The following is a 24352-nucleotide window of genomic DNA, read 5'->3' as shown; positions in this document are numbered from 1 at the left end:
ATAAGAGCTTAGGGACGAGGCAAGTAGAAAAACCAGACGATCTGGGATTTAGAAGATGTGTTTAGGAAGAAAAATGACTGATACACTATATCCCAAAAACAGATTTAATCGTTTTTAGGGATGATTTGACAACTAACACGATTCTCTGTTTTGATCTAGGTACGACGTATGTGGTGTGAATGGTCACATCATGAGTGGTATCGTTAAATTTTCAACTTCGTCGCTTTGATGGTGGTGGGATGCGTTATTTACGCTTTTAGAATGGCTTGCAAAAATACGGATGACAGCAGATTCAATTAACGTAGTGTATTTTGAGGAGGTGAAGCGTTGCATTGGTACCGAAGCTTCGTATCGTTGGTAGTTTATTAGTAATCTTAGTGGTGTGGTGTGAACATCATAAGATACTATATATGAAGGCGTCTCTGTTAGTACGATTAAGAAAGAGACAACAGGGAAGGGGAATGCCTCAAAATAAGAAATGATTAAAGCGGTGTGTGCATTAAAGAGCATGCACTTAAAGATGATAATGAAGCCGATGCTTTGGTAGTTTTACACCTAGTGAAAGGGAAGGAGATCAGGTATGTCAATTAAATTGCTTTGGATGAGGCTTTTTTCATCCCAATGGATTGTTGATGTTAGTGGCATGAGCATAATGGAAAAAGGTCTTTATATGTCTCTTGTTTTATGTATGTGTGAAGAACGTTTCTCTCTTATTTGAAGATGCTCCCAAATTAGTACGACGGGCTGGCTGTTCTGTGAGAGTTTAAAAAAACGCATTAAATTTCTTATTACGTGATGAGAAGATCATACGTTTAGAAAATGGTCGTTTGTGGAGTTTAAAAGTTGAAGAAGAATTCAATGACTGTAGTGAGAATTTAGAGAAGGTTTCAAAAGCATCTCGGTCAAAAAGATTATCGGAAAGAGCTTCCAAAGCAGTACAGGCAAGATGGGAAAAACATAAAAAAGATGTTTGTGATGATGCTAAAGCCCCTGAAAATCGTGAAAACTTTGCTAAAAATGATGCTAAAGTTGTTAAGTATGATGCTTATGATATGCTTAAAGATGCCTATATATAACATAAACAGTACCACTAACATTAATAATAATAAAAAAACTAACACTATCGTATTAGCAAAAAAAGAAACTGATTTTAAAAATTTAGAAACAACCGATTTAGTTGACGAGTAACCAAAGGTTCATGGTCTTGAAAACCAATCAGAGCAAATCGAAACTGCAGCAGAAAATCAACTTCCCATTCACAAGCAAAAAAGCATTTCCCAAAAAGCAAAACAAGCGAAAGCGGATCAAGGCTGTCGATTATCTGAGGATTTCGAACTGATTACGATTTCGCAATCGAAGAGGGCTTTCCTTTAGAGCGTATTAAAGTCGAGATTGCAAAGTTTCGAGATTTTTGAAAAGCCTATGCAGGAAAAAATGCTATAAGGCGTGACTGACAAGCGGCATGGCGATATTGGATAAGAAATTATCAAATCAATAAGTTAGGTGGTAATTATGGAAATTATCCTCAAAAGCAAACAAGCATTGGTGAACGTATCGCAGACAGTATCCTTGATATCGGAAATCGCGGTTACTTTAAAGTACATTCACGAGATGATAGTACCGAAGTTCCCTTTTGTTTTGAAGGATGGCAGCCAATTAACGAAACAGCAGTAAATGATTGCTTTACAGGCTTTTGATCAATTGCCAAGAGCTGTTTGCAGTGAAAGCAGGAAAAGAAGATATCGCAAAAGCCATTCGTATGCTGTCATGTGGTTTGAAACTATTTCAACAGGCAGATCATGAGGGGATAGCGCTTACCTATGGAAAAGTTTTGGAAAACATCTCAGCATCGTCACTGATAACAACGGTTAGACGGATTTTATATGATAAGATAGAGGGTTTATCGGATACGTTTTTTTCCAAGTTCGCGTGCACTTGTGAGGTTGTGTCGTGATTTGGAAAATAATCTTTTGATGAAAACCAATCCTGTACGCAAAGCTGTTTTGAATAGCCGTGAAAAAAGGATGAAAGACAAAGCGATGAGGGAAAACTCACGACCAGTCACGCTTGTTCAAAAGAAAGAATTGGAAAAAATTTTAAAGGGCATTGGAGGAAGTGTGAAGAAGATTGAAGTGGTAGCAAAATAGAGGAAATTTCCATTTTTGATGAGACTATCGAATTAGATATACATTTAAATCGATAAAAAAGACCGTACAGAGCAATTAGAGTTCTTTGGTGAAAAAACACATGTTAGATAAAATAGCTCTATACAGTCAACTTTTTGGCAATTAAGCCCATCTAAAATCAGAGAACAACCACATGCACTTTTAAATATCTGTTCTTAAAAAAAAGTAAACAGCCAATGCAAAAAAATACACAAGAAATTTGTTGCAACAGTGGTAGGTCATGCGCCATGGGGAGTGGGAGTAGCAGAGTATTTTTACAATCTGTATGAATATCTAGATGGCTTTAGAAAGTATGGGGAGTTTGATGGTGGACAATATTATGATCAGCCTGAGAATGTATGTTACAGTACTAAAGCAGAGGTGGAAGCATGGCTTTATGGAGGTAATTTGCCAAGAAGCATGTTGAATTACGAATCTCTCATAGATGAGGTCAACAGAGAAATTAAAAAGCTATCGAAAACCGGCTTGATATTGGGAAAGCATAATGAGGAACTAAGCACCGTATTGTTAGCACTCAGTGCTCTTTAATTGAGTGTTATGATTTTAGATTTTCTCAGAAAATAATTTAAGAAATTGAGATCATAATTTTTCCACAGGAAATGAATATGTTTACAGATAAGCAGATGAGAGCCTTGTTTGGCGTTATAACTTTTATGTTTTTTAGGAATAAAAAAATCTTAACTTTATTCAGAGTATTTTGGCATTCGCGTCTATTTCTTTGGTAATAGTAACAACTATTTTTGCAATTTTTGTAGTTCCCATATTCTTTCTGAGCTGCAGAATAACCAAAAATATAAACGTGGAGATACAACAGGTTGGGAGAGACTAACACGTGATTTACAACAGTATATGCACAGATTCTTAAAGCTCATAATTTTAGCGCTTGTAGTTTTAATTTTCCCAAATAGTTATAAAGAAACTGTCTCTTTACCTATCATTTTTAAGTACTTGGAGCACAAGTTTTCTTTTTCATTAGATATCGTACTTTGGTACTCTTTTTTAGTCTGTGTATTTTTTCTTATGTTGCGTACACGCAGTTTAATAAATATATCTATTTACACGCTACAGTTTTCCACTAAAAAGTCGTAGTGAAATTTCTGATTTTATAAGGCTGTTTAGATTAAGCGGTGTTGTATCTTCTTAACATTCATTGGTGAAAACATTTAGCTTCAGAGAACAGTTTTCTAAACGGAAAAAGGGTCAAGCTCGTTTTCATTTCTAAAGATGACCTGCTTGTTATAAAGGTGAAATATGTGGAATTGGGTTGTTATGCCGAGCTTGCCATAGATCATGCTTTTGTTGCAATTTAAGCCAAAATTCCGCATCATTTAAACCAGCCTTTTCTAAGCGTAAAGCAAGGTTAATACTGATTGCTGCATGACAGTTTAAAACCCGCGATAGAGTTAAACGCGCAATACCAAGGCGATTGGCAGCCTCTGTTATTGTTAATCCTAATTCATCAAGCAATTCTTCTTTCAAAATACCACCAGGATGTGGAGGATTGTACATCATAATAACACCTCAAAAATTAATGGTAATCTTGGTAATCAAAAAGTTCAACATCAGTTCCAATAAAACGAAGAGTAACACACCAATTTGCATTGACACGCATTGACCAATAATCCTTTAAATCTCTTGTAAGTGCATAGAGACGGTAGATCTAATTGTCATTTGTTAAGGAGCAGATATTGTATCTAAAATTACCAAAATATTTGCTAATTTTTTAACATGTGCAACTTGTATTCCTTTTTCGAAGAATAATTTTAGCTTTTTATGTTTAAAACTAATGATTGCTGTATTGGTATCTGATACGATATACCATGCATTTATGTCAATCGATTATTTATCAATGAGCTATGTAAAAATGATAGAAAGAGTAAAAAAATTATCGAAATCCGTTTGACATTTTTGAGACATGCTGTTATGCGAATCAATAAGTGATCAAAACACTAATCCTAAAGCAGATAGGCTACGAAACAGTCTTTCCAAAGTCTTTTAAATACTAACTATCTTGTACGCTTTTGTTAGCATATAAGAATTTTGTCGGATGCAGTTACGGCCATACAAGTACTCTTCATGGGAAAAGTGTAGCAACGGACTTTAGGCCGTGTTTTGAACACCCTGCGCTCTTATTGGTGTTAATTTCAAAACATTATTACCTAAAGGAGATTTCGCGTGAAATCTAATGTACAATTACAAAATATTTCTCCTTCCATTAATAATAGCAATGCATCTAGTAATGATAATACTAAGCTTCAAAAACAAGAGCCTGCAAAAATATGATTAACAGATGAGACAGAATGCATGATTGGTCATATTTTACAACGCATTCAAGCCATTAGAGATTTTACTGATGTTAAGACTGGTGACCTTGGGGGCTTTATTGAAAAGGAAAGCAATCTTTCTCATCAGGGCAATTGCTGGGTTTATGATAATGCACGCGTGTTTGATTGTGCTCGTGTTTATGACAGTGCTAAGGTTTTATAATGGTACCTACGGTTAGGAGCTCTGCTATGGTTTATAGCCGTACCAACAACGTTTATGATAAAGCTACAATTGCTGGTTATGTAAGGGTTTGTGGAAGAAACCTATGGAGTTTATAAGGGTGGTCATATTGTTAAGATCATGAAGTAAATAACAGACGTGGGGGGCGCTTTTTTTGCTATCAAGCATCTAAGAAGAGATCATTCATTGCATTGAACGGAGCATAGCATCACGTAAAATAGCGTTGATCCGAGTTTGGTAACCTTTACCCTGACTCTTAAGCCACGCTAGCACGTCTGAATCCACACGTATAGTTGTGACAGTCTTAGTTGGTTTGTAAAATGGGTTGCGAACAGCATTTTTCCAGAATGCATCATTAAGTGATGGAATGTCGCGGTGATCAATTGCGCTATCCGGTATTGCAGTTAGTTGATCAATTTCACTCCTCTGTATATCAGTTAAGGGCGATAAATTATTTATATCAATCTCATAACGAACTTTCTTCTTCATAACGTTTTTTCTCTTTCAAGTTGGCACGTCGCGCTGAAATAATTAAGGATTATTTCTTTTCCCTCTATACTGTTACAGACAACATGAGTTACAAGCAGTAACAAGAAGCCATCCACGAGTCCCAAAGCTTGCTAACGATATTCTCCATTTTCAATGTGATTTTGTCTCACCATAACAAACACCTTCGCAAAAATGCGAACAGCTACTTCAAAACTTACACAATGCTTTCTTAGAGTGCTTTTCGCTTTAGTCTGATCCCATTCAAATCTTATTTTCATGTCTTATGTTAATACATTTATGTATGTATATCAAGAGTTTTAAATAAACACTGAAATATTCATGTTTCTGTACATGAAACAATGTAAAAGCACGACTTTTTGGTTAACAGTTTGTCAAGTGATATTATAATGATAATACTTTTTAAAGAAGTGATTAATAAAATTGAAAACAATAAGAATTTTTTGTCTGGCCTGTTTCAGGTGAGGCTATTCCCATCTCCCTTTTAACTCTTTGTTACAAGAGTACGAAAGCTTCACCAGAGAGGTAAGCGAAGGGAAAAGTTTATTTCAAAGGTTTTACTAAAAAAACCGCAAAGAAGTCTTGCGGTTTTTTTGAAATTTCCGGTACTGCTAAGATAATAGCTTGGTTTAAGCTATCTTTGATTTAGAAAAAATCGGATCGTAAAAAATTTCAGAAAGTTTTCTATCCTTAAAGAATAACACCACATCAATTGTTCTGTAGAGTACCATCCTTATCATCTCTATATCGAGCAAACGGCCAACTTCTGATCTTTTAATCAATGTGGCACAGCGTTCAAATGTTTGTAAAGCATTGTTAGCATGTGTTGTGGTAATTGATCCAGGATGGCCGGTGTTCAATGAATTGAGATATTCCCACGCTTCATTACCACGCAGTTCAGCGAGAAAAATACGGTCAGGCGATTGACGCATACATGCATCTAAACATTCTTCAGCGGAAACACGACCCACATTGTCACCATAAATCATATGCACATGGTTTGGATGATTTGGTAAAAAAAGCTCATGAACGTCTTCAATTGTAATAATACGCTCTTCTACAGGCACCTTTTCGATTAAAGAACGAGCAAATGTCGTTTTACCTGATCCTGTTTTTCCTGCAATAATGATGTTGCGTTTATACAATACACATTTTTCTAAAAATTCAAGAATTTTTCTCTCACGTTTGAATTGCAAGAGTTCAATTTCAAATGGCTCCAATCGTGTAAAATCCTGTTTCGATAGTAAGTTGTTTGCTTCTTTTTCTGAAGGTTTATTGAAACTCACGTCGGTAAAGTGATTGAATGCATCTTCTTTGTTAAGTTCCTCTAGCGTTTTTACTGTGAGTGAATGCTTCCGAATCATAAAGGATAAGGTGCCTTCAATGACAGCTGGTGTTTGCACAATTGTACCACGTTGTCCGCCGGGTAAGCGCACATAATTGATGCTTTTCGGAACCATCCCATTATAAACAATAATGGCGGTGATAAGCGTTTGCAAAAAAGAACTTGACAGCTCTGGTACACTATGTACCTGCCAACCCTCTAAGCTTTTTGTCCACACTTCACAGGGGTGACCAATTGATAATTCAATAATTTTAGGATCTTTCAAGAAAGGATCAAGTGGTTGTAGAAGCTGTGCAACTGCTTGATCTTTTTGTATGGGGTTAACGTGTAACGAGGCTGTAGACATCACTGAAATCCAGATCACGAGCAATAAAAATATTTATCCGCTCGCCTTGATTTTTGTAAAGTGTTGGCGGAATATTGATAGAGTTTTGAATAACTTCGTTAATTATCAACTCAGGATTTTGTTGTGGTGCATTTTGAGACGATGATTTTTCCTTATTTCCATAATTAATTTTGCTTTTCACCCATTCTCCCAAATTACCAATAATGCTCACCATAATCGCGCCACTAAATCGTTGCCAAAAATGTGTATCAACCCAACCACCGATACCAGCTTCACCAAGGGGGCCTGTACCAGGGGAGTCAAGATTTATGATGACACCAGAAGGTGTTTCAACACGCGACCATTGCACAAAAACACGTGTTTGTCCTTGTTGTATGCCGCTTTGATAGAAACCAACGACTTTGGAACCACGGTCTAGCAAAATAACGCGACCACTTGTAGAATAAACATCCCGTGTTAAATAACACGTTGTCATTCCTGGCTGAGATGTAACGATCTTTGTTTCCAGTGTGCAATCTATCTGTGTTCCTTGCGTAATTAATAGATCACGGTTATGGAGTTGAGCCGCATAGGATTGACCTAATCGTACAGGCTGGAGTTGATCGAATAATACACCATTATTTTTTTCATTGCCGGATATATTGCCTTTTGGATGTTCTGCAGAGCTTTCACTACTACCACCGTTGTTAAGACCGGAATTCAACATACGCTTGCGTGCCAATTCTTCAGAATCTTGCATCAAATGTGGTGGCATCGTTGTTTGAAGAAGTTGTGCTAAGGCTGGTGGAATGGATTGCGTTAGCTCTTCTGTTTGTGTTGGTTTTTCTGATTCTTCTATTACTTTCGGTTCCTCTATAACACGAGGGGTATAGCTTGGTATAATTTGTTGTACCGTCTGTTGAGGCTTTTCTTCCTCAACGTTTACAGTATTGCGCATTTTAAAAGCCTTCCAAGACAGAGCAATTGGTACTGCTACTATGACGATGAGTCCTACTATTAACAATGTACGTGCACCGGGGACTGTAGGACGGCGCTCTGAAGCTAATTCGGAGCTGCCATATGCACCTTCAATATATTTGGAGTAGTTTTTTTCATGTTTTTGCTCGGCGTAGTTTTGCTCTGCACCTTTATTGATTTCATCTCCTTTCTTATTGCCAAACATCATTTGCCTCCTTTATTTATGCGGTGAACCACCGAGGATATTGTTCCAGTTGTGTTTGGTATACCATTGGGGTCATAGGCTTCATTGAAAACAGCTAAAGCGCGTTTGCCAAGCCGTATGAGCCACTTAGGGTTGACCTTATGAACAGCGATGATATCATTTGAATTGCCTACAACAGTACGAGATATTAGGCTTTCGTTTCCTTCGGCATCTACAAGATAAATTGAGGGTATATCCATGTTTGCTGGAAATTTGAAATAGGTAATACGTCCATTGTCCCAAGCGTTTATCGGGGCAATATCTTGGTTACCACTCATGGTGTAGCTAAGGTTATAACCGTTTACGCTTTGATAAAAACCACGTTCAATAGCAAGGCGTTGTCTGTTTTCCTCTAAATTTTGGGTATTTGTATCTGGATAATGGAAAGCTAATTCGTAGGTTGCTCCAGCACGGTCATTGCGAAACTGTAGTCGGAATTTGTAGCTACGCTTATCAGTAACAACGATGAGGTTTGTATTAGCAAATTCTGCTTTTGGTTTAATAAAGATATGGCGTCCTTTATGTGCAAAAGCATAGGCTTCAGAATCACCAAAGGCGTGAGTAATATAGCGCTCACCTTCTTCAAGAATGATATGAGTGGCCACACCTATAACGGTTTCAATCTGAATCACATCAGCTACGTTATATGTTACATAGCGAATACGATGATCATATTCTGAACTCGATGGAGTTTTGAGTGCTTGCACGGGTAGCGTATAAAAGAAGGAAAATAAGGATAGAAGAGCAATAAACGCAAGTTTTTTCATAATAATCAATCCCTTAATTATTCAAAAGTATTTCCGGGTCAGCGCGGTAACTTGTAACTTGGAAACCAAGGGGATTAAGTAATCGATCAGATGATTTCATTGGTGCACCAACATAGGTGTAGCCAATTGTTGCAATTTGGTGCTGTTTTGCTTCAGCTGTACCGTTACTATTGTATTGTTGCGTTGTAAAACGCACGGTTGCTTGACCAAGACCATTTGGTTGAATCGAGCGCACTTTGACTATAATTCGTGCTTTGTTGGAAAGCACTTGGTCACGTGCATTTTCACCCTCATAGATTTTGTAAAATTCCTGCTGAACATTTGGTGCACTTAAAAGTGCTGCAGTATCATAGTTTAGCTGAATAGTATCATAGTCATAAGTTTCGCGGTTAAGCACATACTGATTAAGCCAGTACCTATCCACAACCTCACCATAGCTAGTTTCATGTTCGCGCATCACAGAAATAACATCAACTGCACCAGTTGTATTATCAACGCGTAACACTAAGGGAGTGGGAGCTGGTTGAGAAAAGCCGATGACCCCGCATATCATGCCGAATAACCCAAAAATTCCAACAACACCAGCTATTCGCCACGCTATTTTGCGCGATTTTATAAATTCACTAATGAGTTCACGTTCCAAGCCGAGGCTTTCCTCATAATACCTGTTCAGTCGTTCGGCTTTTATTGGTTTTACTTGTTTTGTTGTCATATTGCTCCTCGCTGAATTTCGGTAGGGACTGTTTTGTTAATAGGCACACGATTCCAATTATTGGGTTGTTTTGGCTTTGGAGCGAACGTACCGCAAGCCGATAAAAGCCCAGCAATCAAAATTACAAAAATGACTGATTTCATTGTACCATTCCTTACTCAACTTTTAAATTTAATCTAACACTTTTTTATCATTATTTCAATTTTGATTATAAAGTATATGGCCTATGAGTGTCTTTATTTTTACGATTTTGTTTTTTATTTAGGCAAATGATTTGATAGTGCAGATATCCTTTATGGTATTTATAGGTCATTTGTTATTTAATTGTGCGATTGCCCTGTGAGGCCTTTCTTTCTCCTGCACTTGGGTTCCAGAGATGTCTGAAAGTAATGCCTTTTGCCAAAGTATTGGCAATGCTTGACAATTTGAGCAACAGCACAATGAAAATAATGGAGAGGATAAGCGCACCGCCAAGTGTGTAACCGACATTTTGCTGACCATCAAATTCCAGATCACTCATGTAATTTGAAAAGATATTCATCATCAAACTGAATATGGTGGCTAAGAGGACAACAAGAATTGTATAGTTCAGGATTTGAGTTATCCATTGCTCAAAAAAGCGATAGGTTGGTTGCCAGAGCAAGGTGATAATGAAAAAGGGCCCGAGTCCGACGAGAAGTACAAGTGCGATTTTTGCCAGCAAAATGAATGCACCACCGATTGCAGCTAGGAAGCTTGTTGCAAGTAAAATGAGAATACCGAAGAGGCCGTAGAGCAGTCCATCAGCATCTAAGAAAGCAGCTTCCTCGAAAGCTTTGCTTGCACATTCGAACCCTTTAGTAGCCACTTTATCAATCAAGCTGGTTAATTCGTTATTTTTTTGCGCATTGCTTACCAGTGCAGCCGATAAGTCATTAGGCATTTCTATTATCAGATTTACGATTTCTGTTTGATAAAGTCCTGCTGTGAGAGCAATTGAAGTAATAATACTGATCCGCAGGCATCGGCTTAAGAAACCTGCGAGGGGCATTTCTATTGCTCCTCGCATGATGAGCCATCCATAGACGATAAAAGCGATGGAGAGGCCGATTGATACAAAGGGTGTAATTGTAACGATGGCTTTTGAGGAAATATCCGTGACATATGTTTTTGTTGACTGATCAATTTCACTGACAAGTTGCGTGAACATTTTGAAGTCCATGGCATTCCTCTTTACCCGATTTTTAGTTTTCTATCAGCTTAGGGCATTCATAGATGGGAGTTGATTTATATTTGGTGCAATTTGCTGCGAATATTTCTTCATTAGAAGTGTTTTATGACGCAACAGATTTCCGTGCACCTTCCCTGATTGGTGAGATCACACGGAAATTATGCACCAACTTTTATTTTTACAAACAAAGAAGATTTATAATAGATAATTTTTTCATAAAAACTCTACCGTATAGACCGTATAGTTGGCATTGCTGTATTTTTACTATCAAGAATTTTCATATTGCGTTTGTGTTTTTGTTGGTTGATAAGTCCTTGTTCTGCGTTGCGTAGATGCGCAACCATTTGCAATTTTGCACTCTCGTTTTGGATCATAGCTAATTTACTTTTAATATGCGCTTGTAATTCGGCAATATCTTTCAGATCTTTTGTTTTTTCGACGCCGGCTAACATTTTTGCAATTTGTTCAAAACGATTTTCTGCTTCTTGAAAAGTTTGGAAACTTACGGCTTTATCGACAACCGTTGCGTATTGTTCGCGTCCTTCAATAGATTTTCGAGCTTCACGGATATCAGAAATTTGTTCCTTTTGTAGAATGCTTTTGACTGATGAAGACATACCAGAATTTTTATCCGGATCGTAGATATACTGTGGGTTTTTGAGAAAAAAACTGGTGGAATCTACTGCTGCAATGTTCAAATTTCGTTTTCCTGTTATAGACTTATATATTTTTTCAAGTATATCGTTGGTTATTTTCAAGTCCTTTTGCTTCTGATTCTTTTCGTGTTCTATAAATAGCTTTCGTAATTCCTCTTCCATTTTTTCTGCATGTCGCAATTTATGAAGATTAAGCCCTCCAATGGTAGTAAAATCTTTATAATCCCAAGTATTTCCCAAACGGATTATACTAGAAAAATTTCCATTAATCCAAGAACTCCCAAGAGAAAATCCAAGAGCTGGGCTTTGTGTTGCAAGAATTGCACTTATCGTTATTGTAAAAATCATTTTTTTCATGTTGTCCTCCTGTTAGTTTTTACATGTTGTAAAAAAACCGGTAGCCATATCGCTGGATCGTCTCCCACTTCAGTGATAATGGTTTCAACCAGTTCTGCATTGTCAGGTGTACCTGATAAAACCAAAAGTTCATCGCTGAAGTTTTGTTCGACAGTTTTTCCATCAATTGTCATATGGAATCTACCGAGATTAAGTTCTGCAAGAGCAGATTGATCACCTTGCTTGATAAGGAATTGACGACTAAATTCGCCAATTCCTTTGATTAATTCAAATTCTGCATCTGTTAGTTTGAAGCCTTCTGTATAGTCTTCATAATTTGCCTTGGGATTGGCTAAAAAAATATAAGTTGCACATTGCTGAATCAATGTTTTGGCAATATTACTCTCTAGCGCATCAGTAGGCTCTTGTGTCGCAAAAACAAAAATACCATTTTGTTTACGAATAGTTTTTTGTTTGTTTTTTGCTAAATCTTCAAAATACGGATCTTGCAATGGTTTCCAGAACTCGTCAAAGATATACATAAACCTTTGCCCACTGATCATTCCTTCCGTGCGATAGAGCAAATACATCATCACTGGAGTACGAGTGTCTGGATTATCCAAAAATTCAGTGATATCGAAGCCATAAATTTGATGTGTTGAGAGATCAAGTGCATCAGTGGGGTTATCAAATAACCATCCATAATCACCACCGTCGCACCATTTTATCAAGCGGCTGTGAACAGATGGATGTGAATCATAATTACTCAAACGCGGATTTGGTAAGAATTGCAGCAAAAAAGACAACCGACGCAATGATGAGTCAATGTTGCTACTCATAATGGACATAACAGCTTGGTTAATCTCTTCCTCATCGCGATGTGTAATTTCACCACTAGCTTCTGCCAACTTTTTAACAAATTGTTTAAGAAAAGTGAGATTATCTTGTGTCGGTGGAAGTTGAAATGGATTGAAACCACTCGAACGACCAGGCTTGAACGTTAGATACCGCCCCCCCATTGCTCGAATAGCAATTTCCATGCCACGATCTTTATCAAAAACAACAGTTGTCGGTTTGAATTTTTGTGCTTGTGCTAACAAAAATCCAAGCAGCACGGTTTTACCAGAACCAGACTGTCCAATGATTGCCGTATTACCAAGTAACCGCTTATCTGTCGCATCCTCTTCAAGTTTGGAGGCATGAAAATTGAAATAAAGCGGCGTTTTACTTGTTGTTTTAAGAATTGTCACTGCTGGTCCCCATGGATTTCCAGTCGGCTTGCCTGACATAAAATTGTGAAAGGATGAGAAGGATAAAAAATTCAGTGACGTAATTGGTGCAGGACGTGGTCGCCATTTCCAATTTGCGGGAAGTTGTGCCCAATAGCCAGCCTCTATAGCCAAATCTACAGGTTTTGGTAATACTGCAACTTCTAATAGTGCAGCATTCGCTTTTGCCATATAGTCACGAACTTGTTGAACTATATCACCGTAGATGGTCAGTGTACAATGGTGCTCACCCATGACAAAATGTCCACTTATAAGCTGATTAAGTGCTTCGTCAATTTGCTCAATTTGACTTGTTGCTACATCACGAGCATCAATAAGATTACGCTGATGCCGCTGCAAATAATCTTTGGCAGCGTGGCGCGAGAGTACAGAAAAACTCTGTGTTAACACAAATTCAAAATCACTTTCCAACAGAACATTAAATTGCCCCGGTTTAGTTGTCGTGTCATATTCTTTGATTTCCATCATTCCAAATCGGCGTATTCCACTGGTTGTCCGTAGTTCACCGAGTGCCCCCCATTTTGAGAAAAAAGGCCGATTGATAGACATATAGTCAGCAAAGCGATCGCGACATATCGGCATAGGGGAGTATTCGCCATTGATAAGCATTGCCAAAAATTCAAGGGCAGAAGAATAAGCATGACCATTTTTTTCATACGTACCAAGAAGCTCTCCACCGTAACGTTTAAACGACTGACCTAAGGTACGGTTGATGTCATTGAGAGCTTTGATACATGATTCTTGCCGCATCTTTTTTTGATCAAGCGTTTCACGTTCATGCTGAGAAAAAAATGACATAACCTTATCAGCTATTGGCTGGAAAACAACGGTCAGATACAGATCATTGACCATCAGATTATAACCAGTGAAACTTTGCCGGTATTTTTCATCAAGTTGGTAGCAAAACATTTTATCAAATGTTGAATCGGGATATTCATAAACACGACGGCGCACAATATGTGTCCACAGCGATAAATTGGCTGATGCAATACCACGCAAGGTATTATTTAGCTCTCTAGTCCATTGAAAAATATCCTCTTCTGAAGCGCTTTGATGCGAACGCCCATCAATCTTCCAGATCGATAAATACTCCGCGTTTTTGGTAGAGATAATCGTGTCTGTAATATGATGTGAATAGGGTATGAACAAGCTTACTGGTGTTTCTGACGCGAGGCGTTTGCTGTTTTCAACAGCCGTCATGTTTATCTCCTTTTGCGGTAGTTAGAGGGACTGTAACTTGATGCGCCCCAAAAGCTCTTGTTGCGGTTGCGAAATTTAGTATCGATCCATAACCACCAGATACGGAATGCCTTATCATCATTCTTGGTAATTTGTGCCATAACAAACCACAAAGGAGGCGCTATAAGCCACAAGAAGATGTTTACTGTCATAGCAATAACAGCCACACTTATAGCCATAACGATCAGGGGCATCATTGGTACCCCCCAAATTGTTGGAACACGTGTTGCTCCCTTGAATAAAGGAAATGCTTCGTGTTTTTGTGGTTTCATAAGTTGCTCCGATTAGTTTATGTAAAACAATATGCTGCTAATATAAAACGCTGCACCAGCAATGACGACACTGAACGCCCATCGTGCAAATGTAACCTTTGAGATGAGGCGGCACACATAAATAAGCAAGAGAAAGAAAAGAATGATGGCAGAAAAAATGGGAATAATGATACCTAATCCATACTGCATACCTATGAGGACATCTAAACCCTTACTTGTTGTTTGGGCACAGCCAGGGTGAGTTGTTAAGAACACAATCAAAGCTGCAAAAACAAGACTAATTTTTTTAACAGCTTTTGTTCGAAGAGTATTTGAGCTTTCCATATTTTTCCTCCTTACGGTTAAAGTTATCATAAACAATCCCCCTTGATTTGTAGCATAAGTAAAAAGCACCACTGCTCTATCTAAAACTGATGGATAAGAGCTTCATTTTGAAAGAAAGAAATATCTTGAGCTATATTACGTTCATAAGAAATATTATTAAGTGATGAACAACATATTGGCGAGTTGGGTTGCTGAACCAGCAACGACGACACCAATTGCCCACCGTATAAAGGTATCTTTTTCGATGTAACGCCCAGCATAGCCAATTGCTAAACACAAAAGTATGACAGCGGCAGCAACAGGAATAATGTGACTAATAAGATCTTTCTGTAAAGTTTCTAAAGCTTTTTTAGCATTGGCCAAAGTCTTCTGGGCATATACAGGATGAGTCATAAAAAACGTGGTTATAGCTGCGGAAATTACAATGACTCGATTATTATTTTTTAATTTAAAATTATTGAATTGTTTCATTTTATTCCCTTAATTAAAGCTTTAATAATGTCCATGTCTTTGCAATATAGGTTATTACTTTGCACGGACTTTTCTTGAAGAAAAGCGTTTTATGTTAAAATTTATGATTAGAATAACATTGCGACAAGTTCAGTTGCTGAACCAGCGATGACAACACCGATTGCCCACCGTACAAAAGTATCTTTTCCGATGTAACGTCCAGCATAACCAATTGCTAAACACAAAAGTATGATAGCAGCAGCAACAGGAATAATGTAACCAACAAGATCTTTCTGTAAAGCATCTAAAGCACCTTTAGCTTTAGTTAAAACTTGCGCTTGGGAATGTACAGGATAAGCCATGAAAAACGCGGTTATAACTGCGGAAATTGCAATGACTCGATTATTATTTTTTAATTTAAAACTATTTAATTGTCTCATTTTCTATTCTCTTAGGAGGTCTTATGAATGTTGTGCGTTGCTCTTTTAAGTGACAATACTATCATCAGTCTATCTATAATAGATAAGTAAAATCCATTTTGTTAAAATAATATTTTATATTTAACTTCGTTATGGCTTAAATAACATTGTAACAAGTTGAGTCGCTGAGCCGGCGATAACAACGCCAATCGCCCACCGTACAAAAGTATCTTTTCCGATGTAACGTCCAGCATAACCAATTGCTAGACACAAGAGTATGAGGGCAGCAGCAATAGGAATAATGTGATTAATGAGATCTGTTTGCAAAGCTTCTAAAGCACCTTTAGCTTTATTTAAAACTTGCGCTTGAGCACATACAGAATGCGCTACAAAAAATACAGTTACAGCTGCAGAAACTGCAATAATTCGAATTCGATTTTTTGATTTGGATTTACTTAATTGTTTCATTTTCTATTCTCTAAAAGGTTTTATTTTTACTTTTTAATGTTAGTGATATTATTACCAATTTATCTATAACCAATAAGTAAAATCTATTTTGCGTTGTATTTTATTTACAGTTTACTTTAACTAGACTTAAATAACATCGTAACAAGTTCGGTTGCTGAACCAGCAATAATAACACCAACTGACCACCTTACAAATGTATCTTTTTCTATATAACGCCCCGCGTAACCAATCGCTAAGCATAAAAGTATAATCGCAGCGACAATAGGGATAATCACCTTCAATTCTTCCTGGAGTTTTTTTAAAACCTCCCCTGCATTTTTTAAACCTTTTGCTTGAGCACAAATAGGATGCGTCATAAGAAATACGGTGAAAGCTACAACAGTTGCAATAATTTTATTATTAACTGCTGTTTGAAGAATATTAAATCGTTTCATTTTGTTTATCCTGATTAAGATTGAATTTTCCATAACTAACACCTCTTTCATGAAGAAATTTAAAGAGATATTTAGGATCAGCCCAAGTTCTTAATTTCCCTCTTTGTGTAAGAAGTGCATATTCATTCGGCTTTCCAGTTATTGGATCATCTGCCACAAATGTAAAATACCACTCTCTTTTTGAACGCATTACGACTGTAATTTCACGCGCTGCTTTTTGGTTAAATGCTATGTCAACACTATTTTGTTCTATCATTTTCATTTTAGGCCCTCAATTAGAAAAGATTTCGTCCAACCTTACTAATTAGAGCTTTAATGTTTCTTTATCTACCTTTCATCACTGTGTTCTATCAAAATTACAGTTCTAATCCATAAATGTAGCAACTATCACGCTTGCTATCTTACGAATGAAGAAGAATCTTCTGTTGTCGAAGAGGAATCTTCCGTTGTAAAAGCATCACGAACGCTGCTTGTCTTATGGGTAAAGACATCTTCCAAGTTTTCCGAGAAAGGAGGAAGGATTCCTATCTTCATTGTTTGTTCTGGCTGCTCTGTGTCAAGCTCTACAGATTCTTGTGGCTTTTTACTAAGAGGTGTAGAAACTTGCGCTCCAATATGTGAGGCAATTTTTCGTACATAAGCTGCGCCAGAAGCATTTTTGAAGCTTTCTGTGTTGTAAAGACTTAGAACAGATTGCAACATAGTTTTTTTAGAGCTGTACTCTGACTTTTCACATTCATAACAATGTGTCATAACAGCTTGTATAGCTTTAAGATTCGCACAGGGGTTAAGAAAATCAGAGAAAGACATATCAAAATATTCCAAATTTCTGACGTTAATTTGTCTCAAATTGATGTCGAAATTACATCCAAATTGCCTAAATCGTTTAGCTATTGCAATTGTTTTCTCAAACATGAAAGATTGACGTAAAACTTTAGGATTATCATTTGTGCTTCTTGCATAGATATGCTCCAATGATTCTTGCATGACGACAGCCGAAACTGTCGTAGGGTGAATAGCAAGCGCACATGCGGCAACGAACATTGTGAAGTTTGAAATAGTCATGAGCAATATACCCCATGATGGGAAAACTTATCGATATAAACACCAACGTTATGTGGGGTTTTTAAGTTCTTCCACATTACGTTGCTATAGATTCGCGAAGTAAGATTACTCAATTTAGAAGTTTGTTCTTTGCAACTACAAATTCCGTTGTTTCGAAGGATATTTTTAACATATTTCAACATGTGTTTCACTGTGTAAACATGTAAAACGAAACCATATACATCACACCAAATAATGCTACGATTATTGCCGTTGCGAAAGGAGAAGAGGTTTTTACGCCATGGGTATTTCTGTTGGCTCATTGTGATTGAGTGAGTCATATAATTTTCCGCAGCTCTTACTCTTTCTGAGTATGACTGATATGAAACAGAAACCTGTTTTATGTGAGAGTCTTTTTTGTTATGTAAATGAATTGCACTGCCGTTATGCTTTAAGGGCTTGTTCTTTATCAACTCTTGCCATATTTTATAAAATGGCGATTTATATGCACTTTCGACCGCTGATCCATGAGAGTCAGAGAAATGCAATGATGCTTTTACACTCCGATTATCAGTTTCAGCGATTGAGCTGAAAGAGGATACAGAAGTGAAAACTGAAGCACAAATGAGTAGTTCTTCGTTGTTCAAAGCATATCTCCGTAAAAGTGATATATTCATCATAATTTTAATTTCGATAACAAATAGACGAAAATCGTCTATAATTGTGTTTAAAATATGGCAAAGCACAATTCTTTTTTGCAAGGGGAGTAATAAAGTGAATAATCTTAAAAACATGAACCTTGATGAGTTACAAGAAATGCGCATCCAAATTGATGCAGAATTAAAAAAACGGCAAGCAAAAGAGAAGCAGAATGCACGGCGAAAAATTCTCGAAATTGCCAGTGCACATGGAATCGATATCGCTGATCTTGTGCGCAAAGAGCGTCATTATAGAAATCCCAATAATCAGTGGGAATTATGGAATGGGCGTGGGCGTAAACCTAAGTGGATTAAAGAATGGTTGGAAAATGGTTATGCGCTTGAAGAATTAGAAGTAACATAATATATCCGCAATCGGAATAAAATACTTGGGTTGCAAGTCTGCGTGCTTTTACTAAGGGATAAGGAGAGAAAAAAGATGAATGCAAGCAGGTGTGTTTTTTCAACAATATGGTCTGTAAAAATGTCGGTCCTGTTCAATAAAGCTATAGGAAGTGCGAAAAAGTTTTTTCAAGTTTAGAAAGTCTATACTTTACCCACGCGCTTATGAGTTTACAATGCTGATTTGTAAGCCTCGTCTGTGCTTTTATAAATTTTGGTTAATATTTCTCCTTGTAAGGTTTGTATATCAAGCATACGCTTCCTCTTCTTATTAGGTATAGATTTTTTTATTGTGCATATGGTTTTAGATGAGAGAATATCTTGGAAAACAAAACTTTTCTATGATTGCTTTTGGTTTTGATAGAGAGTTTTATGGTACATTTTAAAGTTGGTTGTTGTCAAAATTCGTTATGTGCACCAATATCATTCATCAAAGAGCTGGTTGAAGATTGAACAGGTTAGGCAATTGTTCAGCTGTTTTCTTTGAGAGTATGAGAGAAAGAGAAGGGTACAATGTACGAATTTTCACCTACCGTGATGCAATAATAGGGTATGGGCAATCTGTTCTGTCATAATAGGTGCTGGAAAAATCTTAGCACTTTAAAATGCGTATCGGGGAGGATTTTTCTAAAAGAGCCCTTTGTTCAGGTTGCAAAAGCGCAAGAGGGAATCCTTTTACTTAGAGGGAAAGTCCGTGTAGTAGACGTGGAGCATGAGGGGTAAGGCCGGCAGCTTCCTGAATGAAATATTTTTTCACCTTTGGCGTTTGATTGACAATTCCAAGGCCAACATCGCGGAGCATTCGCAAGAGGAAGTTATCATTAGAAAAAAGTTTATTAAGGCAGTCATTGCTCAAGGCTATGCGGACAACTTCAAAACGTCTCCAGCTTTGATAGCGCTCTAGAGCAGTTAGGGAGCCAATATCAAGACCCAATCGTGCTGTTTCAATAATAACTTCGGCAAGTGCGGCACTATCGCGTAAGCCTAAATTGAGTCCCTGTCCTGCAATAGGATGAATTGTATGCGCAGCATCGCCAATCAAAGCAAAGCGTGGTTTAATACATTGACGTGTTAAAGAAAGGTTCAAGGGAAAGGCTTGGCGTTCGCCATTCCAAGAAAGTTTTCCATATTGGTAACCAATGCGTTTTTCGATTTCTGTTTCAAAAATAAGAGCATCTGCTTTAAGATAATATTGCGCAGTTTTATGGTCTTCATTCCATACAATGGCGGATCGATTTCCTTTGAGAGGTAGAAGAGCGAAAGGTCCAGCAGGTAAAAAATGTTGGATTGCTTGGCCATTGTGGGGTTTTTCATGTTCGACTGTGCAGATGATTGCTGTTTGTGTATAGGGATGAGAAAACTTTTTAAGACCTGCTTTTTCGCGTAATTTCGAATGTGCTCCATCGGCTGCAATCAGCAATTTCGTTCGCCAAATTTCCTTATTACTTAAAGTGACAGTGGCGTGTTGGTCTTCTTGGTGGAAATCAACAATAAGCGTGTTGGCGATGAAAGGAATATCCAAATCTTTTGTACGCTTTTTTAAAGCACTGAGGAGTTCTTTATGTTCCACCATAGCAGCGAAGGGTTCGTTGGGAGTAATATCTCCTTCAAAGGTTAAAAGAGTTGGTTTGACAGGATCATTCGTATATGCATCTGTGATGATCATGGAATGAATGGGTTGGGCATTGGGGGCTATATGTTCCCAACACTGTAATTGTTTTAACATACGAATAGAAGCTGCAGCAAGGGCAAGTGCGCGTATATTGGAAACGGGGATAACTTCTTGAGGCGCAGCGTCAACGATCTTAATTTTCAGTTCAGGGGCAGCTTGTTTGAGTGCTATTGCCAATGTTAAACCAACAGCTGCACCACCTGCAATGAGGAGATCACATTGTTTTATATTTTTATGAGATTTTGTCATTCTATAGTGTTTTACACCTTCATTGAGATCAGAGTACATAATGTTTTGCTTCATTGTTTGCAGTTTGTTCGTCCTTAAACAAAAAGGGTATTTTTCTTTAAAATTTTTTTTTAATTATATAATTTTCTTGTTCTATAAAAGATGAAGCTCTTTAAACACACACACTGGTTTAGAAACGGGCTGGATGTTCTTAGGTTTGTTCCTCCTACTGACTACTTATATGATTTACTTTAGGGCCTTATTTAGTAAATCATATTCTGAATGTTCTATTCAAATTTACATATCCTCTATTTATATCCTTGGTTGATGCAAAAGAAAATTGAAATCAAACAAAGATGGTATTGTTATTTTTAATGCATGAATGTGTCCTCTATCTCTGTTTTGCGGGATAATTTGTTTACGGTATACAGGTTAAGTAAATTGTTATGATTATGATGGTTAAAACTGTATTAATATTTTGTCGCCATAATTTGATAACCTTAATTTTATAAACCCTTTAATAGGAAGATTTTATATTTGGAATTGATGGATGCACCAAAATTTTTCTCCTTATGATTCATTGGAAGTGCAGAGTTCTCAAGGGTCGCGGCTCATGGAAATGTTTTTGCGCCAGATTGGTGTTTTCATTGGATTTGGGCTTTTGGGTTTCATTGTTTTTTGCGTTTTCGCTTTGGCAACCTGGAATGTTGCAGATCCTTCATTAACGCATGCAACTACAAATGAAATTATAAATTATATGGGGTGGACAGGTGCAATTTTCTCAGATTTTTTTATGCAGTTTTTTGGTCTGGCAAGTCTTGGTATTTTGTTGCCGCCATTATTTTGGTCATTTCTTTTACTGGCACAAAAGAATATTCACAATTTAATTTTTCGCCTTTTTTTGTGGGTGATTTCAACCATTTGTTTTTTAATTTCTTTTGCTCTTATGACGCCTCTTGCATCCTTTACTAATTGGCCATTGCCGATGGGTTTTGGAGGAGTTCTGGGTGATAAAGTTTTAAGTGCTGCCTCTTTAATCGTTCCTGTTTTTCTTTCTCCATTTCAGAGTGTGCTGTTGGGCATTGCGTTTACCTTTTTAGGTTTTTTGATTGCTGCTTTTGCGGGCAATGTGATATGGCGGCGCCAGACAAATAAAAGAAAAGTAAAAAATGTTCAGAAGAATGAAATTTTAGAGCCTATCTTTGATGTGCCAGAAAATAGAGAATATGTTCAAGAAGAAGGAAATGACAATTTTTTTGTTACAACTTTTGGAGCTATTTTACATCTTTTTTATTTTCTACAAGCGCGTTTTTTTCGTTTTTTCTCCTTCAAAAGGCAGTCTGAAAGACAGGAAAGGTCCTTTGATCGCATTGAGCCAATTTTCTTTGATGAAAAAATAAAATGTGAGAACTCTCAAAATAAGGTATCCACTTCTTCAGTTAAAAATCGTGTTTTCAAGCCTTTAACAACTTCCTTCAACGGTAATTTTCTTCTTCCGCTTTTGGATTATCTTTCGGTTTCTCCACCAACTGCAAAGGATGCAAAACTTTCTCCTGCTTTCTTAAAAGCCAACTCTCAGGAACTTGAGGGCATTTTGTTAGATTTTGGGGTCAAGGGGAAAATTATTGATGCGCGTCCTGGTCCTGTGGTGACTTTGTATGAATTTGAACCTGCTGCTGGCATTAAGTCTTCTCGTATCATTGGTTTGGCAGATGATATTGCACGCTCGATGCGTGCGATTTCGGCGCGCGTTGCTGTAGTGCCAGGACGCAATGTGATTGGAATAGAATTGCCTAATGCAAAGCGTGAGATGGTTTATTTACGCGAAATTTTGCAAGCTCAGGAATTTGTTGAAAGCAAAGCAAAATTAGGACTTGCTTTGGGCAAGACAATAGGTGGTGAAACGGTTATTGCTGATTTAGCGAAAATGCCACATCTGTTGGTGGCAGGTACAACAGGATCGGGAAAGTCTGTTGCTATTAATACTATGATTTTATCACTTCTTTACCGTATGACACCTGAACAATGCCGCCTCATTATGGTGGATCCGAAAATGCTTGAACTTTCGGTTTATGATGGCATTCCCCATTTGTTAACGCCTGTGGTAACAGATCCTAAAAAAGCGGTGATTGCATTGAAATGGGCTGTTCGTGAAATGGAAGAGCGCTACAGTAAAATGTCAAAACTTAGTGTACGAAATATTGATGGGTTTAATGCGCGTCTTAAGGAGGCAGAAAGTCAGGGAGAGACAATGACGCGTACCATTCAAGTTGGTTTTGATCATGAGACTGGTGAGCCTCTTTATGAGACGGAAAAACTCGATTTTAGTCCTATGCCTTATATCGTTGTCATTATTGATGAAATGGCTGATTTAATGATGGTTGCCGGCAAAGACATTGAAGGAGCAGTTCAACGTTTGGCACAAATGGCGCGTGCTGCGGGTATCCACGTGATTATGGCTACCCAGCGCCCTTCGGTGGATGTGATTACTGGAACGATTAAAGCGAATTTCCCTACACGCATTTCTTTTTCTGTAAGTTCAAAAATCGATAGCCGAACAATTCTTGGTGAACAGGGAGCTGAGCAATTGTTAGGACAGGGAGACATGCTTTTCATGATGGGAGGAGGACGTATTCAGCGTGTTCACGGGCCTTTTGTGGCTGATGATGAAGTGGAGCAGGTTGTGGTTCATCTGAAAGGACAAGCACGTCCTGATTATTTGGAGACCATTACGCAAGAAATCGCAGAGAATGGGGACAATGCTTCCTTGACGTCTTCTCCTTCAGCAGATGATCCTTATAGTCAAGCTGTTGCTGTTGTTCTTCGTGATCGTAAAGCTTCAACATCTTATATTCAACGTCGTTTAGGTATTGGCTATAATCGCGCTGCTTCACTGATTGAGCGAATGGAAGAAGAGGGTATTATTAGTGCAGCAAATCATGCGGGGAAACGGGAAATTTTAATACCTGCCGAAGAAGAACGCTTTTAAAATAAAATCTTATGATAGCCTTTCAAATAATATTTTCTTAGAGAAGGGTATTTGTTTATCATTTTTCGCTTAATTATTAAGTAAACACCTATTGCTTGGGAGCACTTTTATAAAAACGTTTTTTATACTGAAAAGAACGTTTTTATTAGCGAGAATCATGTTTTTGGGTACTTAATGCGCATTAAGCATTGATTATAACACTCCTTACTTTTTGAAAGGGTGGAAACAGAGGGTATTTTTGAGTTTAGCAGATCATATGTGGGAAAGGGGAGTTTTAGTGTCTTCGGAAACTTGATGGTGGATTGATTATTTGGGGGTAGTGACGTGAAAGATTGCAAAAAAGAATGCGGATGTTTCTCTGGTTCTCTTTTAGCAGATGATTTCTAAATCTACGGCGTTTACTCTTCGTGGTTGTCTCTTACATTCAACGTTGTTTAGGCATTGGCTATAACCTTCCTTTACTTCTTGAAAGGATGGAAGCAGAAGGTATTCTTGTGTTCTGTAGTTCATGCAGGAAAAAGGAAAATTTTGATATCTCCTGAAGAGAAACATTTTTGAAATAAAAATCTTTTGATAGTTTTTTCAAACAATATCTTTCTCTTGCAAAAGAGGATATTGATTCACTGTTTGCTGTTTGATTGTGTTGTAGGATA

General features: G+C 37.5%; 28 protein-coding genes and 2 pseudogenes. 10 read left to right on the top strand and 20 right to left on the bottom strand.

Annotated elements, in window-relative coordinates; all coding sequences use genetic code 11:
* Nucleotides 1–125: 125 nt before the first annotated feature.
* From O9A_RS08195 to O9A_RS08180, 7 genes and pseudogenes are all read left to right on the top strand, one after another.
* Nucleotides 126–591 (top strand): annotated as a pseudogene (locus tag O9A_RS08195) (hypothetical protein).
* The gene (locus O9A_RS07910) at nucleotides 581–718 is read left to right on the top strand and encodes a hypothetical protein (protein ID WP_154656358.1); all 138 of its coding nucleotides are present in this window, start codon (nucleotides 581–583) and stop codon (nucleotides 716–718) included. The pseudogene O9A_RS08195 and the gene O9A_RS07910 overlap by 11 nt, the downstream one beginning before the upstream one ends.
* Before the next feature lie 109 nt (nucleotides 719–827).
* Nucleotides 828–1076, top strand: coding sequence for a hypothetical protein (locus O9A_RS07345; protein WP_051665524.1), 249 nt, complete (start codon nucleotides 828–830; stop codon nucleotides 1074–1076).
* A 644-nt stretch (nucleotides 1077–1720) separates the two neighbouring features.
* Complete coding sequence (locus tag O9A_RS08190; RefSeq protein ID WP_245262464.1) at nucleotides 1721–1954, top strand: hypothetical protein; 234 nt, start codon at nucleotides 1721–1723, stop codon at nucleotides 1952–1954.
* 19 nt (nucleotides 1955–1973) lie between these two features.
* Nucleotides 1974–2147, top strand: a complete 174-nt coding sequence (locus O9A_RS08185; protein ID WP_245262463.1) for a hypothetical protein — start codon at nucleotides 1974–1976, stop codon at nucleotides 2145–2147.
* A 249-nt stretch (nucleotides 2148–2396) separates the two neighbouring features.
* Nucleotides 2397–2714 (top strand): hypothetical protein, encoded by a 318-nt coding sequence (locus O9A_RS00925; protein ID WP_195890911.1) that lies wholly within the window; start codon nucleotides 2397–2399, stop codon nucleotides 2712–2714.
* A 77-nt stretch (nucleotides 2715–2791) separates the two neighbouring features.
* Nucleotides 2792–3275: pseudogene (locus tag O9A_RS08180) on the top strand (hypothetical protein).
* Nucleotides 3276–3422: 147 nt separating this feature from the next.
* Here the strand turns inward: O9A_RS08180 and O9A_RS00920 are convergent.
* Together O9A_RS00920 and O9A_RS08175 are read right to left on the bottom strand one after the other, a co-directional pair.
* Complete coding sequence (locus O9A_RS00920) at nucleotides 3423–3698, bottom strand: HigA family addiction module antitoxin (RefSeq protein ID WP_034457888.1); 276 nt, start codon at nucleotides 3696–3698, stop codon at nucleotides 3423–3425.
* A 16-nt stretch (nucleotides 3699–3714) separates the two neighbouring features.
* On the bottom strand, nucleotides 3715–3798 hold the full coding sequence (locus O9A_RS08175) for a type II toxin-antitoxin system RelE/ParE family toxin (RefSeq protein WP_245262484.1): 84 nt from the start codon (nucleotides 3796–3798) through the stop codon (nucleotides 3715–3717).
* A gap of 692 nt (nucleotides 3799–4490) precedes the next feature.
* On the opposite strand from O9A_RS08175, the gene O9A_RS07340 reads away from it, so the two are divergent.
* Nucleotides 4491–4673: a hypothetical protein gene (locus tag O9A_RS07340; protein WP_051665522.1), complete on the top strand. Its 183-nt coding sequence runs from the start codon at nucleotides 4491–4493 to the stop codon at nucleotides 4671–4673.
* Nucleotides 4674–4874: 201 nt separating this feature from the next.
* Here O9A_RS07340 and O9A_RS00905 read toward each other — a convergent pair whose 3' ends face one another.
* From O9A_RS00905 to O9A_RS00825, 17 genes are all read right to left on the bottom strand, one after another.
* Nucleotides 4875–5180 carry a BrnA antitoxin family protein gene (locus O9A_RS00905; protein WP_034457885.1) on the bottom strand — a complete coding sequence of 102 codons (306 nt, stop codon included), beginning with the start codon at nucleotides 5178–5180 and terminating at the stop codon, nucleotides 4875–4877.
* 647 nt (nucleotides 5181–5827) lie between these two features.
* On the bottom strand, nucleotides 5828–6892 hold the full coding sequence (gene virB11, locus O9A_RS00900) for a P-type DNA transfer ATPase VirB11 (protein WP_195890910.1): 1065 nt from the start codon (nucleotides 6890–6892) through the stop codon (nucleotides 5828–5830).
* The gene (gene virB10, locus O9A_RS00895) at nucleotides 6864–8051 is read right to left on the bottom strand and encodes a type IV secretion system protein VirB10 (RefSeq protein WP_034457881.1); all 1188 of its coding nucleotides are present in this window, start codon (nucleotides 8049–8051) and stop codon (nucleotides 6864–6866) included. The genes virB11 and virB10 overlap by 29 nt, the downstream gene beginning before the upstream one ends.
* The gene (virB9, locus tag O9A_RS00890) at nucleotides 8051–8857 is read right to left on the bottom strand and encodes a P-type conjugative transfer protein VirB9 (RefSeq protein ID WP_034457878.1); all 807 of its coding nucleotides are present in this window, start codon (nucleotides 8855–8857) and stop codon (nucleotides 8051–8053) included. Before virB9 ends, virB10 begins: the two co-directional genes overlap by 1 nt.
* Nucleotides 8858–8870: 13 nt before the next feature.
* On the bottom strand, nucleotides 8871–9569 hold the full coding sequence (trwG, locus tag O9A_RS00885) for a type IV secrection system protein TrwG (RefSeq protein WP_034457876.1): 699 nt from the start codon (nucleotides 9567–9569) through the stop codon (nucleotides 8871–8873).
* Nucleotides 9566–9712, bottom strand: a complete 147-nt coding sequence (locus O9A_RS00880) for a TrwH protein (protein ID WP_034457874.1) — start codon at nucleotides 9710–9712, stop codon at nucleotides 9566–9568. The genes trwG and O9A_RS00880 overlap by 4 nt, the downstream gene beginning before the upstream one ends.
* Before the next feature lie 173 nt (nucleotides 9713–9885).
* Entirely contained in the window at nucleotides 9886–10770 is an 885-nt protein-coding gene (locus tag O9A_RS00875; RefSeq protein WP_034457871.1) for a TrbL/VirB6 family protein, read from the bottom strand.
* A 233-nt stretch (nucleotides 10771–11003) separates the two neighbouring features.
* On the bottom strand, nucleotides 11004–11792 hold the full coding sequence (locus tag O9A_RS00870; RefSeq protein ID WP_034457869.1) for a TrbJ/VirB5 family protein: 789 nt from the start codon (nucleotides 11790–11792) through the stop codon (nucleotides 11004–11006).
* Complete coding sequence (locus tag O9A_RS00865) at nucleotides 11789–14260, bottom strand: VirB4 family type IV secretion/conjugal transfer ATPase (RefSeq protein ID WP_034457867.1); 2472 nt, start codon at nucleotides 14258–14260, stop codon at nucleotides 11789–11791. Before O9A_RS00865 ends, O9A_RS00870 begins: the two co-directional genes overlap by 4 nt.
* A 2-nt stretch (nucleotides 14261–14262) precedes the next feature.
* Nucleotides 14263–14571, bottom strand: coding sequence for a VirB3 family type IV secretion system protein TrwM (gene trwM / locus O9A_RS00860; protein WP_034457866.1), 309 nt, complete (start codon nucleotides 14569–14571; stop codon nucleotides 14263–14265).
* Nucleotides 14572–14583: 12 nt separating this feature from the next.
* Complete coding sequence (locus O9A_RS00855) at nucleotides 14584–14895, bottom strand: hypothetical protein (RefSeq protein ID WP_034457864.1); 312 nt, start codon at nucleotides 14893–14895, stop codon at nucleotides 14584–14586.
* A gap of 156 nt (nucleotides 14896–15051) precedes the next feature.
* Complete coding sequence (trwL, locus tag O9A_RS00850; RefSeq protein ID WP_034457862.1) at nucleotides 15052–15366, bottom strand: VirB2 family type IV secretion system major pilin TrwL; 315 nt, start codon at nucleotides 15364–15366, stop codon at nucleotides 15052–15054.
* A gap of 107 nt (nucleotides 15367–15473) precedes the next feature.
* The gene (gene trwL / locus O9A_RS00845; RefSeq protein WP_034457860.1) at nucleotides 15474–15785 is read right to left on the bottom strand and encodes a VirB2 family type IV secretion system major pilin TrwL; all 312 of its coding nucleotides are present in this window, start codon (nucleotides 15783–15785) and stop codon (nucleotides 15474–15476) included.
* 129 nt (nucleotides 15786–15914) lie between these two features.
* Complete coding sequence (trwL, locus tag O9A_RS00840; protein ID WP_034457858.1) at nucleotides 15915–16232, bottom strand: VirB2 family type IV secretion system major pilin TrwL; 318 nt, start codon at nucleotides 16230–16232, stop codon at nucleotides 15915–15917.
* 116 nt (nucleotides 16233–16348) lie between these two features.
* Entirely contained in the window at nucleotides 16349–16666 is a 318-nt protein-coding gene (gene trwL / locus O9A_RS00835) for a VirB2 family type IV secretion system major pilin TrwL (RefSeq protein WP_034457856.1), read from the bottom strand.
* On the bottom strand, nucleotides 16653–16928 hold the full coding sequence (korA, locus tag O9A_RS00830; protein WP_034457854.1) for a KorA family transcriptional regulator: 276 nt from the start codon (nucleotides 16926–16928) through the stop codon (nucleotides 16653–16655). The genes trwL (O9A_RS00835) and korA overlap by 14 nt, the downstream gene beginning before the upstream one ends.
* 134 nt (nucleotides 16929–17062) lie before the next feature.
* The gene (locus O9A_RS00825; protein WP_034457852.1) at nucleotides 17063–17731 is read right to left on the bottom strand and encodes a lysozyme family protein; all 669 of its coding nucleotides are present in this window, start codon (nucleotides 17729–17731) and stop codon (nucleotides 17063–17065) included.
* 753 nt (nucleotides 17732–18484) lie between these two features.
* Here O9A_RS00825 and O9A_RS00815 point away from each other — a divergent pair.
* A complete protein-coding gene (locus tag O9A_RS00815) occupies nucleotides 18485–18772 on the top strand; it encodes an H-NS histone family protein (RefSeq protein ID WP_034457850.1) in 288 nt (95 codons plus the stop codon).
* Between the two features lie 717 nt (nucleotides 18773–19489).
* Here the strand turns inward: O9A_RS00815 and O9A_RS00810 are convergent.
* Nucleotides 19490–20770 carry a ubiquinone biosynthesis hydroxylase gene (locus O9A_RS00810; protein ID WP_084790483.1) on the bottom strand — a complete coding sequence of 427 codons (1281 nt, stop codon included), beginning with the start codon at nucleotides 20768–20770 and terminating at the stop codon, nucleotides 19490–19492.
* A gap of 490 nt (nucleotides 20771–21260) precedes the next feature.
* Here O9A_RS00810 and O9A_RS00805 point away from each other — a divergent pair, with 490 nt between their 5' ends.
* Entirely contained in the window at nucleotides 21261–23699 is a 2439-nt protein-coding gene (locus O9A_RS00805) for an FtsK/SpoIIIE family DNA translocase (protein WP_034457848.1), read from the top strand.
* Nucleotides 23700–24352: the final 653 nt, after the last annotated feature.

This window comes from Bartonella koehlerae C-29 (assembly GCF_000706625.1).
Taxonomy (GTDB): Bacteria; Pseudomonadota; Alphaproteobacteria; order Rhizobiales; family Rhizobiaceae; genus Bartonella; species Bartonella koehlerae.
Note: the sequence above shows the minus strand (reverse complement) of the source record. Positions and strands in the feature narration are given on the sequence as shown.